This window comes from Kitasatospora sp. NPDC048540 (assembly GCF_040651175.1).
Taxonomy (GTDB): Bacteria; Actinomycetota; Actinomycetes; order Streptomycetales; family Streptomycetaceae; genus Kitasatospora.
In genome coordinates this window covers 76,190-88,925 of record NZ_JBEZIR010000019.1, presented here as the reverse complement: position 1 = coordinate 88,925, position 12,736 = coordinate 76,190, and the positions used below count along the sequence as shown (strand labels likewise).

At 73.8% G+C, this 12,736-nt stretch carries 10 protein-coding genes and 1 other RNA gene; 8 read left to right on the top strand and 3 right to left on the bottom strand.

Features of this window, described 5'->3' with window-relative positions:
* Together AB0D08_RS10900 and AB0D08_RS10895 are read right to left on the bottom strand one after the other, a co-directional pair.
* The coding region (locus AB0D08_RS10900) for a leucine zipper domain-containing protein (RefSeq protein ID WP_359887732.1) at positions 1–185 on the bottom strand (185 nt) is incomplete at its 3' end.
* 102 nt (positions 186–287) lie between these two features.
* A complete protein-coding gene (locus tag AB0D08_RS10895; RefSeq protein WP_359887729.1) occupies positions 288–3,068 on the bottom strand; it encodes an FtsK/SpoIIIE domain-containing protein in 2,781 nt (926 codons plus the stop codon).
* A 351-nt stretch (positions 3,069–3,419) separates the two neighbouring features.
* Here AB0D08_RS10895 and AB0D08_RS10890 point away from each other — a divergent pair, with 351 nt between their 5' ends.
* From AB0D08_RS10890 to prfB, 3 genes are all read left to right on the top strand, one after another.
* The gene (locus tag AB0D08_RS10890; RefSeq protein ID WP_359887726.1) at positions 3,420–5,261 is read left to right on the top strand and encodes a serine/threonine-protein kinase; all 1,842 of its coding nucleotides are present in this window, start codon (positions 3,420–3,422) and stop codon (positions 5,259–5,261) included.
* 159 nt (positions 5,262–5,420) lie between these two features.
* Positions 5,421–6,731 carry a serine/threonine-protein kinase gene (locus AB0D08_RS10885; RefSeq protein ID WP_359887724.1) on the top strand — a complete coding sequence of 437 codons (1,311 nt, stop codon included), beginning with the start codon at positions 5,421–5,423 and terminating at the stop codon, positions 6,729–6,731.
* 35 nt (positions 6,732–6,766) lie between these two features.
* Entirely contained in the window at positions 6,767–7,879 is a 1,113-nt protein-coding gene (prfB, locus tag AB0D08_RS10880) for a peptide chain release factor 2 (RefSeq protein ID WP_033823875.1), read from the top strand.
* 208 nt (positions 7,880–8,087) lie between these two features.
* Here prfB and AB0D08_RS10875 read toward each other — a convergent pair whose 3' ends face one another.
* Positions 8,088–8,282 carry a hypothetical protein gene (locus AB0D08_RS10875; protein ID WP_033823874.1) on the bottom strand — a complete coding sequence of 65 codons (195 nt, stop codon included), beginning with the start codon at positions 8,280–8,282 and terminating at the stop codon, positions 8,088–8,090.
* A gap of 385 nt (positions 8,283–8,667) precedes the next feature.
* On the opposite strand from AB0D08_RS10875, the gene ftsE reads away from it, so the two are divergent.
* The 5 genes from ftsE to ssrA all read left to right on the top strand — a co-directional run bounded on the left by ftsE (position 8,668) and on the right by ssrA (position 12,546).
* Positions 8,668–9,357 carry a cell division ATP-binding protein FtsE gene (gene ftsE / locus AB0D08_RS10870; protein ID WP_033823873.1) on the top strand — a complete coding sequence of 230 codons (690 nt, stop codon included), beginning with the start codon at positions 8,668–8,670 and terminating at the stop codon, positions 9,355–9,357.
* A 58-nt stretch (positions 9,358–9,415) separates the two neighbouring features.
* Entirely contained in the window at positions 9,416–10,324 is a 909-nt protein-coding gene (gene ftsX, locus AB0D08_RS10865) for a permease-like cell division protein FtsX (RefSeq protein WP_033823872.1), read from the top strand.
* A gap of 119 nt (positions 10,325–10,443) precedes the next feature.
* On the top strand, positions 10,444–11,556 hold the full coding sequence (locus tag AB0D08_RS10860) for a S41 family peptidase (protein ID WP_359887720.1): 1,113 nt from the start codon (positions 10,444–10,446) through the stop codon (positions 11,554–11,556).
* Positions 11,557–11,601: 45 nt separating this feature from the next.
* Positions 11,602–12,078, top strand: a complete 477-nt coding sequence (gene smpB / locus AB0D08_RS10855; protein ID WP_033823868.1) for an SsrA-binding protein SmpB — start codon at positions 11,602–11,604, stop codon at positions 12,076–12,078.
* 89 nt (positions 12,079–12,167) lie between these two features.
* Positions 12,168–12,546, top strand: a transfer-messenger RNA (tmRNA) gene (gene ssrA / locus AB0D08_RS10850).
* The last annotated feature ends 190 nt before the right edge of the window (positions 12,547–12,736 follow it).

The following is a 12,736-nucleotide window of genomic DNA, read 5'->3' as shown; positions in this document are numbered from 1 at the left end:
GGACGACTGGGCCGGTCGTGCAGGCCCGCGTCGCCCTCCGCCCGCCAGCGTCGGACCCACTTGTGGGCGGTCGTGCGGGAGATCCCCATCTCGGCTGCTATGTGCGCGACAGGGCGTCCCGCCCTGACGCGTTCGACCAGGAGCCGCCTGCCGTGCACGGTCAGGCGGGCATTACGGTGGGACATGAAGACCTCCGGTGCGGTGCAGTCCTAGACAGCTCCACCACACCGGAGGTCTTCACTTTGATCAAGCCCGACCACTGTCAACAACGCTCGTGATCAATACAGCTAGCCGGCGGCCGCCCGCTGGAGCGCGCTGGCCAGCAGCGCTAGGTCGGTCGGGCCGTTGCCCAGCTCGCGGACCGGGCGGCGGGTGGGCGGCGCGCCCAGCTGGGACGGGTCGATCGCGACCACCGTCGGCCGCAGGGTGGCCGTACGGGGGATCCGGCCGCTCACCTTGGCGGCCTGGAAGGCCGTCACCCCGCCGTCGGGGCGGCGCAGGTAACCGCGGCCCGGGGTGTCCTCCGGGACGGCCGCGGCGTCCGGCAGATCGATCAGCAGGTCGGACTCGGACGGCTGGTCGGTGCGCAGCGCGATCCGCAGCAGAGCGGCCTCGTCCACCTCGGATCCGGCCGTCAGCTCCGGCGCCCCGGTGGCCGCCACCAGGTGCACACCGAGCCGTCCGCCGCGGCGGGCCACCTCCGCCAGGGCCCGGGCCAGCGGCCGCCCGGCGGCGGACGTCGGCGCCAGCAGCGCGTCGTAGTCGTCGACCACGACTATCAGCCGGCTCGGGGCCGGCCCGTCCGCGGCCGGGCTGCCCGGGGCCCGGCGCGGTTCGATGATCCGCGGGCCGTCACCGGAGCGGCCGCCCGCGGGCGTGCCGCCGCTGGCGACCAGCGCCGGGGTCCGGGCGAACCGCCGGGCGGCGTGCCAGGCGGTGAAGCCGAGCTCCCCGAGCAGTTCGGTGCGGGTGGTCAGCTCGTCCAGCAGTGATTCGGCCGTCAGCAGGGCCTGCCGCGGGTCGGCGGCCGCGTTGAGGTGGTCGGTCACGTGCGGCAGGTCGGTACAGCCGGCGAGGCCGCCGGCCTCGTCCGTACCGGACGGCGCCCGGCCCTCGATGACCGTCAGCCGCAGCCGTTCCGGCCGCTCCGCGACCGCCAGCGAGGCGATCAGGGTGCGCAGCAGCTCGGTCTTGCCGGCGCCCGCGCCGCCGCCGATCAGCAGGTGTGGCCCGCCCTGCTGGACGGAGGCCAGCTCGGGGTCGGCCAGGTCGACGGTGCATGGCTCGCCGCCGCGCGCGGTGCCGAGCAGCGCCCCGGCCGCGCCGGCCGACAGCGGCAGCTCGGACCAGCGGGCGGACACCTTGGCGGGGGTGACGCTGTCCAGGCCCAGCAGGTCGAGCAGGCGCAGCGAGGCGGGCAGTGGTCCGCGGGCGACCGGCGCGGCCTCCCGCAGCGGGGCGAGCACCCGGGCCAGCCGCTCGGCCCAGGCGGGCGGGACGGCGTCGAGGGCGACCTCCTCCACCACCTCGCGGGTCGCTGCCTCACGGGTCGCTGCCTCCCGGGTCCCGCCGGCCGGCCGCTCGACCGTGAGCAGGGTGCCGACCTCGCCGGTGACCAGGGCCCTCGCGCCGAGGCCGGCCGGCAGCTGCTCGGCCCCTTCGGACAGGCAGATGGTGAAGACACCGTCGGCCGGGCCCCGGTGCAGCAGCTGGGCCAGTGCCTCGCGGCCGGCCGGGGTGCCCGGGTCGCCGTCGACCAGCACGACGGTGGCGGGCGGGCCGGAGCCGACGGCGGCCAGCTCGGCCAGCCGGGCCGCGGTCTGCTCGGGGCCGGCCCCGACCAGCAGCCGGCAGGCCTGGCCGTGGGCCGGGCGCAGATGCGGCAGCCACTGGGCCCAGGTCCACTCGGCGGCGGCCTCCTCGTCGGCGGCGGCCAGCACGAGGTTGAGCCCGGTCGGCGGGTGCAGGGTGGCGAGCTGGGCGACCAGCGCGCGGGCCAGCCCCGCCACCCGGGCCCGGGGGCCGGCCAGGCCGAGGCTGCCGGCGGTCCGCAGCGCGACGGTGACCGGGACGGCGGGCAGGACGGTGCCGGACTCGCCGCCGGTGGCCGGCTGCGCGAGGTCGGCGGTGCCGAGCCGGACGGTGAGCGCGTCGGGGTGGCCGGGGGCGCGCTCCCAGAGCCGGGGGCCGGTGCCGAGCGCGGTCAGCAGCAGCGCGGCCGGGTCGGGCCAGCGCTCGCGCAGGGCGGTGGCCTGCCGGATCCGGGCGGCGGCGAACAGGTCGGTGTCGGCCCGCTCGGGTTCGGCGGCGGCGCGGGCCCGGCGGCGGGAGAGCAGCGCGCGGGCGCGGCCGCCGGCGCTCGGCGGTTCGGCGGCGACGGGGACGAGCGCCGGCGCCGAACCGGTGCGGGTGGCGGTGCGGCCGGCCAGGCCGAGGTGGCCCTCGCCGTCCGGCACCAGCTCCCGGGGCGGGGCGGGCGGCCCGGACCGGGCCAGCTGGACGGTGGACTCGCCGAGCCGCACCAGGGCGCCGTCGGCGAGCTCGGCGCTCTCGCCGCGCAGGAACCGGCCGTCCAGCCGGGTGCCGTTGGTGGACCCGAGGTCGCGGACGGTGGCCCGGCCGTCGGCGGCCAGGTGCAGGGTCAGGTGGAGGCGGGAGACGTCCGGGTCGTCCAGCGGCACGTCCGCCTCGCTGGAGCGGCCGATCCGGATCTCCTCGCCGTGCAGCCGGTGCACCCCGCCCGCGTCCGGTCCGCCGACCACGCGCAGTTCCGCGGTGGCGGGCGACTCGTCGTCCTCGGCGTCCGGATCGGGCTCGCCGAGCGAGAGGACGGCGCCGTCGACCAGCGGCGGGTGGCCGAGCGGGGCCTGGTCCTCCACCCGGCGCGCGCCGGCGTAGAGGTGCACATGGGTCGCGGAGCGCGGTCCTCTGACCCCCACGGCGCCCGCCAGGGCGCCGGCCAGGGCACCCAGCGTGGTCCCGGCCGGGGCCGTGACGAGCACGTCGGTGGCAGCTCCGGCGCCTGCCGGGCCGCTGCGCGGTCGTAGGACGGTCAGCCGGATCTGCATCTCGCCCGTGGTCCCTTCTGCTCGTGCTGACGCGGTGCGTGGGCGCGCCGGCCGGGAGTGGCATGGTCGACGTGGCGGGGTTGGGCGTTGGGCCACAAGTGTGGTGCTGTCATCCTGCCACCCGGGACCGACAGCCCGCGCACGGTACCGGATTTGACGATCTTGCGATGATCGCCATGGTGGGGCGGACGGCACGTCAGGTCAAACCCCGTCCCACCTGGCCGTACGGCGACTGGCCGACGGACACTCGCCACCCACTCGGAAACCCGCACGGACACCGTTAGAGTTGCCGAAATCAGGGTCCGCCAACCCGTCGCGAGCCGGGGGCGAGCTACGACAACGGGAGCACAGGTGCGGCCAGTCGGCAGCAAGTATCTGCTTGAGGACAGCCTCGGGCGCGGGGCTACCGGCACCGTGTGGCGCGGACGGGTCCGCGACGACGTCGCCGTACCGGGCCTGCTGCCCGGCCAGGCGGTCGCGGTCAAGGTGCTGCGCGAGGAACTGGCCGCCGACCCCGACATCGTGATGCGCTTCCTGCGCGAGCGCTCCGCCCTGCTGCGGCTCAGCCACCCCAACATCGTCCAGGTCCGCGACCTGGTGGTCGAGGGCGAGCTGCTGGCGCTGGTGATGGACCTGGTCGACGGCCCCGACCTGTTCCACTACCTGCGCGGCAACGGCCCGCTCAGCCCGATCGCCGGCTCCCTGCTGATGGCCCAGGTCGCCGACGCGCTGGCCGCCAGCCACGCCGACGGCATCGTGCACCGCGACCTCAAGCCCGCCAACGTTCTGCTCGCCACCGCGACCGTCGACGGCGTCGAGCAGATGCACCCGATGCTCACCGACTTCGGCATCGCCCGGCTCGCCGACTCCCCGGGCATCACCCGCACCCACGAGTTCGTCGGCACCCCCGCCTACGTCGCCCCGGAGTCCGCCGAGGGCCGCCCGCAGACCTCCGCGGTGGACGTCTACGGCGCCGGGATCATGCTGTACGAGCTGGTCACCGGCCGGCCGCCGTTCCAGGGCGACGGACCGCTCGCGGTGCTCCAGGCCCACCTCGCCCAGGAGCCCGAGCGGCCGCGCACGGTGCCCGAGCCGCTGTGGACGGTGATCGAGCGCTGCCTGCGCAAGAACCCGGCCGAGCGGCCGACCGCCACCTCGCTCGCGCACGCCCTGCGGGTGGTCGCGGCCGGGGTCGGGGTGCACGCCTCCCCGGCGGCCGTCGACGCCGCGCTCGCGGTCGGCGCGCTGCTGCTGCCCGACCCGCAGTTCGCGGCGCAGGCCGCGCCGCCCGCACCGGCCGAGCCGCCCGCCGCGCCCTTCGGCTCGGCCGACCCGACCCAGGTGATGCCCGCCCGGGCCTTCGACCCCGCGGCCGCCACCCAGGTGATGGGCCAGCCGCCGGCCGCCGCGGCGGACCGCACCCGGGTGATGCCGCCGGTCCCGCAGGGGAGCCCCGGTGCCCCGGCCGCGCCCGCCGCGGCGGAGGCGCCGCACCCGTGGCAGACCCAGCTGCGCGCCGCCCGCGACCGCAACCAGCAGACCGAGGTCGGCTACCTCGACCCCCAGGAGCTGGCCCGCCCGCAGGTCGCCCCGCGCCCCTACCAGGCCGGGCCCGACCCGTACGGCCACCCGGGACAGCCGCAGCCGCAGGGGCAGCCGCCGCAGGGCCAGCGCCCGGGCCAGTACCAGCAGCCGCCCGCCGGCTACGCCCAGCGGCCGCCGGTCGCCCCGCCGCCGTACCAGGCGGGCCGGCCGCCGCAGAACCAGCAGAACCAGCAGCAGCGCCAGCCGCAGGGCTACCAGGGGCACCCCGGGTACCAGGACCAGCAGCAGGCGTACCAGGGCCAGCAGGGCCGGCCGCAGCAGGCCTACCCGCCGCCCGCCGCCCCGCAGCGCCGCGCGGAGCCGCCGGCCCCGCAGCACCGCGAGCCCCAGCCGCCGCGCCGCCAGGAGCCCCAGCGGCCGCCGCAGCGCGAGCCGGAGCCCCCGCGTGAGCGGGAGCCGCGCCGCCGCAGCCGCAACAAGATGTACATCCCCGGCCTCGGCTGCCTGAAGGGCTGCCTGATGGTGCTGCTGATCCTCGCGCTGGCCGCGGTCGCGCTGTGGAACTTCACGCCGCTGCCGGAGTACTGGCAGAACGTGCAGGACTGGTTCGCCAGCGCCCGGGACTGGTTCAACAGCCTCGGCAAGTAGCCCGGGCCGGCCTCCGGGCACGGTTTTGGCGCCTTGTCGACAATTCGCAATATTTCTCGCCCGTCAGTACCCGGCAGGAGCCCTTCGACGGCCCTCGGAGGGCGCCGGGGCGCGTAGGTTGTTCGCTGAGCACCGACCTACCGAGCCCACGGAGCAGCATTGGCACGCAAGATCGGCAGCCGGTACACCGTCCACCAGGTGATCGGCCGGGGCTCCGCCGGGACCGTGTGGCTCGGCGAAGGCCCGGACGGACCGGTGGCGGTGAAGCTGCTGCGCGAGGACCTGGCATCCGACCAGGTGCTGGTCGGCCGCTTCGTCCAGGAGCGGTCCGCGCTGACCGGCCTCGACCACCCCCGGGTGGTCGGCGTCCACGACATGGTGGTGGATGGCGACGACCTCGCCCTGGTGATGGAGCTGGTCCAGGGCACCGACCTGCGCACCCGGCTGGAGCACGACGGCGTCCTCCCCCCGGCCGTCGCCGCCTCGGTGATCGCGGACGTCGCCGACGGGCTGGCCGCCGCGCACGCGGCGGGCATCGTGCACCGCGACGTCAAGCCCGAGAACGTGCTGCTCGACCTGGCCGCCCCGCCCGGCCCGGCCGGCGCCCCCCGGGCCAAGCTCACCGACTTCGGCATCGCCCGCCTGGTCGACGCCCCGCGCCGGACCAGGGCCACCCGGATCATCGGCACCCCCGACTACCTCGCCCCCGAGATCATCGAGGGCCTGGAGCCGCGCGCCGCGGTCGACATCTACGCCCTGGCCACCGTCTTCTACGAGCTGCTGGCCGGCACCACGCCCTTCGGCGGCGGACACACCGGCGCCGTGCTGCGCCGCCACGTCACCGAGAACGTGCCGCCGGTCCCCGGGATGCCGGACGGCCTGTGGCGGATCATCTCCGAGTGCCTGGCCAAGGCCCCGGCCTCCCGGCTGCGCGCCGCCGAGCTGGCCACCCGCCTGCGCGAGCAGCTGCCCGCGCTGACCGGCGTGCCGCCGCTGGCCGTCCCGGCCCAGGGCCGCCCGCCCGCCGAGGGGCTGCCCACCCCGGCCGAGGCGGTGTACGCGGAGAGCGACACCGGTGGTGGCGGCACCCACCGCCGCCGGCGCGGACCGGCCGTCCCGCTGGTGCCCGCGCCCTCCCCGGACTCCACCCGCGACACCCACACCAGCCTGCGCCGCCCCAGCCCCCAGGAGCTGGCCGCGTACGCCGCCGAGTCCCGGGCCCAGCGAGCCGCCCCCGCGGCCGGGCACCGCAAGGGCCGCCAGGCGCTGATCCGGCGGCGCCGGATGCTGGCCGTGGTGGTGGCCGTGGTCCTGCTGCTGGCGGGCGCCGCGGCCGCGTTCACGGCCTTCGCCGCCGAACCCGCGCACGGCCCGTCCCGCCCGCCCGCGCACGCCCCCGGGCACGCCGCCGGACAGGGCTCGCAGCAGGCCCGCGCGGCGGCCGTCGGGACTTCGCACCCCCCGGTGTAGTTGAGCGGCCCTCGCCAACCATTACGCTTGAGGGCGTGGCAGCCGTCGATCCTTCCGAAGAGCTCAAGAACCTCGAGTCGACCATGGGGTCGATCGAGGCCGTCCTCGACCTGGACAAGATCCGGGCCGACATCGCGACCCTGGAGGAGGAGGCAGCGGCCCCGAACCTGTGGGACGACCTGGCGAACGCCCAGAAGGTGACCAGCCGGCTCTCCTTCCTGCAGGGCGAACTGCGCAAGGTCCAGCACCTGCGCGGCCGGGTCGACGACCTCGCCGTCCTGTTCGAGCTGGCCGCCGACGAGGACGACGCGGACACCCTGTCCGAGGCCCTCACCGAGCTCACCTCGGTCCAGAAGGCCGTCGAGGAGCTCGAGGTCCGCACCCTGCTCTCCGGCGAGTACGACGCCCGTGAGGCCCTGGTCAACATCCGGGCCGAGGCCGGCGGCGTGGACGCCGCGGACTTCGCCGAGCAGCTGATGCGGATGTACCTGCGCTGGGCCGAGCGGCACGGTTACCCGACCGAGGTCTACGACACCTCGTACGCGGAGGAGGCCGGCATCAAGTCCGCGACCTTCACCGTGAAGTCGCCGTATGCCTACGGCACCCTCTCGGTCGAGCAGGGCACCCACCGGCTGGTCCGGATCTCCCCGTTCGACAACCAGGGCCGCCGCCAGACCTCGTTCGCGGGCGTCGAGGTGCTTCCGGTCGTGGAGCAGAGCGACCACGTCGACATCGACGAGTCCGAGCTGCGGATCGACGTGTACCGCGCCTCCGGCCCCGGTGGCCAGGGCGTCAACACCACCGACTCCGCGGTCCGGATCACCCACCTGCCGACCGGCGTGGTGGTCTCCTGCCAGAACGAGCGCTCGCAGATCCAGAACAAGGCCTCGGCGATGAACGTCCTCCAGGCCAAGCTGCTGGAGCGCCGCCGCCAGGAGGAGCGGGCCCTGATGGACTCGCTCAAGGGCGAGGGCAGCTCCTGGGGCAACCAGATGCGCTCGTACGTCCTGCACCCGTACCAGATGGTCAAGGACCTGCGGACGGAGTTCGAGGTCGGCAACCCGCAGGCGGTGCTGGACGGCGACATCGACGGCTTCATCGAGGCCGGGATCCGCTGGCGCAAGCAGCGCGAGACCTCCAACGACTAAGGGGAGGCGCCCGGCCGAGATGACGATCGAGCACAGCATCGAGGCCGGGATCCGCTGGCGCAAGCAGCGCGAGACCTCCAACGACTAAGGGCGAAGTCCGGCGCGAGACCTCCGCGGAGTAGCGGCGGGCAGTACCCGCGGGACACCTGAACGACGCCGAAGGGCCCGGGAGCGGCAGCTCCCGGGCCCTTCGGCGTCGTCGTGGGTGTCAGGCCAGCGCCTGGCGGGCGATGAAGGCCACCGCCAGCAGGGCCACCAGCAGCGCGAGCAGCGCGGCGGGGGACAGCGCGGCGAACGGGCCCTGCTGCTCCTGCAGCCGGGCGCGGTTGGCGCGGCACACCGGGCAGCGGCCGTCGCTCACGCGGCCGTTGCAGTTGGCGCACACCAGATGGTCGCACGTCATGCGATCTCCTCCTTGCTGCTACTGCCAACGCACCGGACGGGGTTCTGGTTCCTCTGCTGCCCTGTGCAAGGGGGCGGCCGGTCGCGACCGCTCCTCTCCACTGTGCCAGGTTCCACCGCGTACGGCCCGTGCTGTCCGGGGTCGGGAGGGCTGTGAGATGCCTCGCAGTTTTCGGGGCAAACCGGATCAGAGGCGGGCAATCCCTTGTCCGATCCGCCTCCGGGGCCTGCGAATGGTCATCCCCGTCGCGTATGGTCCCAACCCAGTACTGACCGAGGAACGGCGCTGCGGGTCGAGCCTTCGGGCCTCGACGTAACGATCGGGTCACGGGGGCCCTGGCCGGGGCGGTCGCCCTTCCACCTAGGATGGCCACCGTGATGCAGCCGTGATCAGATTCGACAACGTCTCCAAGACCTATCCCAAGCAGAACCGTCCGGCCCTGGACAACGTCTCGCTGGAGATCGAGAAGGGCGAGTTCGTCTTCCTGGTCGGCTCCTCCGGCTCGGGCAAGTCCACCTTCCTGCGGCTGTGCCTGCGCGAGGAGCGGCCGAGTACCGGTGCGGTGCACGTGCTCGGCAAGGACCTGGGCAAGCTGTCCAACTGGAAGGTGCCGCACATGCGCCGCCAGCTGGGCACCGTCTTCCAGGACTTCCGGCTGCTCCCCAACAAGACGGTGGCGCAGAACGTGGCGTTCGCCCTCGAGGTGATCGGCAAGCCGAAGTCCGCCATCGCCAAGGTGGTGCCCGAGGTGCTCGACCTGGTCGGCCTCGGCGGCAAGGAGGACCGGATGCCAGGCGAGCTCTCCGGTGGTGAGCAGCAGCGCGTGGCGATCGCCCGGGCCTTCGTGAACCGTCCGATGCTGCTGATCGCGGACGAGCCGACCGGAAACCTCGACCCGCAGAACTCCGTCGGCATCATGAAGCTGCTCGACCGGATCAACCGCACCGGCACCACCGTGCTGATGGCCACCCACGACCAGGCCATCGTCGACCAGATGCGGAAGCGAGTGATCGAGCTCGACAAGGGGCTGCTGGTCCGCGACCAGGCCCGTGGCGTCTACGGCTACCAGAGCTAGCCCGCCGACCGCCCTGCCTGATCCGCCCTGCCTGCATTGACCCTGGATTGAGAGAAGCATGCGCGCCCAGTTCGTCCTGTCGGAGATCGGTGTCGGTCTACGCCGCAACCTGACGATGACCATCGCCGTCGTCGTCAGCGTCGCGCTCTCGCTGGCCCTCGCCGGTGCCTCGCTCCTGGTCCGCGACCAGGTCAACTCCATGAAGGGGTACTGGTACGACAAGGTCGAGGTGAGCGTCTACTTCTGTACGAAGTCGGACGCCGCCACCTCGGTCCAGTGCAAGGCCGGTGCCGCCACCCAGGAGCAGATCGACGAGGTGAAGGCCAGCCTCGACAAGATGCCGCTGGTGCAGAACTCGTCGTTCGAGAGCTCGATCGAGGCGTACAAGCGGTGGAAGGAGACCAACCCGGACAACCCGCTGCTCGCCGCCGTGGGTGCGGAGGCGATGCCGCAGTCCTGGCGGATCAAGCTGGTCGACCCGACCAAGTACGACGTGATCCAGAGCGCCTTCGCCGGCAAGCCGGGCGTGAAGTCGGTCGAGGACCAGCGGAAGATCCTGGAGAACCTGTTCGGCCTGCTGAACGGCCTGCAGACCGCCGCCTTCGTGATCATGGTGCTGATGCTCTTCGTCGCCCTGCTGCTGATCGTCAACACCGTCCGGGTGTCGGCGTTCAGCAGGCGGCGCGAGACCGGCATCATGCGCCTGGTGGGCGCCTCCAACTTCTACGTCCAGATGCCGTTCATCGCCGAGGCCGCGTTCGCCGCGCTGCTCGGCGCGACGATGGCCTCCGGGCTGCTGCTGGCCGGGCACTTCTTCGTCCAGCACTGGCTGGCGCAGCGCGTGCTGTTCATCCACTTCATCGGCCTGTCCTCGGTGTTGACGGTGATCCCGCTGCTGGTGGTGGTCGGTATGGCGATGGCCGGCATCGCGGCCTTCTTCACCCTGCGCAAGTACCTCAAGGTCTGACCGCCGGTCAGTTCCGGCCCTGGCGGCCCCGGTCGGCCCTGCGCCGTCCGGGGCCGCTGTGCGTCGGCGCGGTCCGCATTCGGCGCCCGCGGCCCCGGGCGCGCCCTAGACTCCGGTGCATGGTGACAGGGCGGCGGGTACGGCAGGGGGCCACGCTCAGCGTGGTCTTCGGCGTGGTGCTGCTGGCCGGCGCCGCCGCCGGGGCCTGGGGCGAACCGCCGACGGCCGCGCCGCGGCCGGCCGGGATCGGGCCCGGCACCGGCCTCGGGGACCTCGCCGGCGCCGACCTCACCCCGCTCCAGGCCGAACAGCTGGTCGGCGCCAGCGGCGACCGCTGGGCGGCCCACCTGAGCCCCGAGGAGTACGCGGACTTCACCGGCGGGCGCTACCCCGGGGTCGGCCTGTCGGTGGACCGGGCCGCGGACGGCTCCACGGCCGTCTCGGACGTGCTGCCCGGCAGCCCGGCGGCCGCGGCCGGGATCGCGGTCGGCGACCGCCTGCTGCGGGTCGACGGCGCGGCGGCCGACCAACTGCCCGTGACGGACGTGGTGGCGCGGCTGCGCGGCCGGCAGGCCGGGTCCACCGTGGCGGTCGCCGTCCAGCGGGCCGACGGGCCCGGCCGCGACCTGGTGCTGACCCGCGCCGAGCTGGCGACCCGAGAGGTGGCCGTACGGCACCCGGCGCCCGGCGTGACCGAGGTCGCCGTCCGGGCCTTCACCAGCGGGGTGTCCGGCCAGGTGCGGGAGGCCGTGCGCGGCGCCCGCGCGGTGGTGCTGGACCTGCGCGGCAACTCCGGCGGCCTGGTGGAGGAGGCGGTGGCCACCGCCTCGCTGTTCCTGGACGGCGGGCCGGTGGCGTCCTACCAGGCGCGCGGCGAGGACCGCGAGCTGACCGCCGCCCCCGGCGGCGACACCGTGACCCCGCTGGTGGTGCTGGTCGACGGCGGCACCATGAGCGCCGCCGAGCTGCTGGCGGGCGCCCTGCAGGACCGCTGCCGGGCCGTCCTGGTGGGCGGCCGGACCTTCGGCAAGGGCACCGTGCAGCAGCCCAGCCGGCTCGCGGACGGCTCGGTGCTGGAGCTGACCGTCGGCCGCTACGCCACCCCCTCGGGACGCTCGCCGGACGGTACCGGCGTGGTGCCCGACGTCCCCGCCCAGCCGGCCGACGATCCGGCGGCGCTGGCCCTGCGGGTGCTGGCCGGTCTGGGGACACGGCAGGGCGCCCCCGGCTAAAGGGGCTGCCGACGGTGGCGCCGGGATGCGAGAATGATCGGCGCTATGGCAAAGGAAAAGGGACACAAGCTGGTCGCGCAGAACAAGAAGGCGCGGCATGAGTACACCATCCTCGACACCTACGAGTGCGGCATGGTGCTGACCGGTACGGAGGTGAAGTCGCTCCGCGAGGGGCGGGCCAACCTGGTCGACGGGTACGCGTACATCCAGGGCGGGGAGGCGTGGGTCGACAACCTCTTCATCCCCGAGTACACCCAGGGGACCTGGACCAACCACTCGGCGCGGCGCAAGCGCAAGCTGCTGCTGCACAAGCTGGAGATCCGCAAGATCGAGTCCAAGGTGCGGGAGACCGGTCACACCCTGGTACCGCTCTCGCTGTACTTCAAGGACGGCCGGGCGAAGCTGGAGATCGCCCTGGCGGTCGGCAAGAAGCTGTACGACAAGCGCCAGACCCTGCGTGAGCAGCAGGACCGGCGCGAGTCCGACCGTGCGGTGGCCGCCGCGCGCCGTCGCCAGCGTTAATCTGCTGGACCCTCGTCGGTCACAGCGCGTACTATGGGCCGAGCATCACCGGAGGGTCCGCCCGCCGGAGCTGTTTTTCAAATCAACATGGGGATGATCGGTTTCGACAGTGTTGGTCGAAACAGGAGAAGCGAGCCGAGGAACGCGGCAATGATCTCGTTAACCATCTGTCGCAAAAAAATAATCGCCAACTCTAAGCGCGATTCCCAGCAGTTCGCTCTCGCAGCCTAGTCTGCCAGAGTGAATGGGTGTCAGCCCGGGAAGTTCCCGACCCGGATCCTGGCATAATTTAGGGAACTCAACCGTCCGCCCGGGCTGCGAGGGCGGATGGGAAATCAAACAGCAGCTGGGCCTGTTGGCGGCTTGTCCGCGTGACTGCCAGGGCCGAGAAAATCACAGCGGACTGCGCTCGGAGAAGTCCTGAATCCGCTGCACTGGACCCGGGTTCGATTCCCGGCATCTCCACCACCCCATGTGCATGCAGGCCGCCTTCCACTCCGGAAGGCGGCTTTCGTGCGTTCCGGGCCGGGCGCAGCGCCGCCCCCGGCCCGCCCCCGTGCCGCGCCCGCACCGCCCTCACACCGGCCCGGCCGCCCCGGTGAGTGGACCGTTCCGCCGGCTTCACAGCGCACAACCCCGCCGAAACCCCGGACTCCTA

Coding starts and splice junctions, on each gene's coding strand:
- AB0D08_RS10860 (WP_359887720.1), top strand. CDS start 10,444: ATGGTGACAGGGCGGCGGGTACGGCAGGGGGCCACGCTCAGCGTGGTC.
- AB0D08_RS10875 (WP_033823874.1), bottom strand. CDS start 8,282: ATGACGTGCGACCATCTGGTGTGCGCCAACTGCAACGGCCGCGTGAGC.
- smpB (WP_033823868.1), top strand. CDS start 11,602: ATGGCAAAGGAAAAGGGACACAAGCTGGTCGCGCAGAACAAGAAGGCG.
- AB0D08_RS10895 (WP_359887729.1), bottom strand. CDS start 3,068: ATGCAGATCCGGCTGACCGTCCTACGACCGCGCAGCGGCCCGGCAGGC.
- ftsX (WP_033823872.1), top strand. CDS start 9,416: ATGCGCGCCCAGTTCGTCCTGTCGGAGATCGGTGTCGGTCTACGCCGC.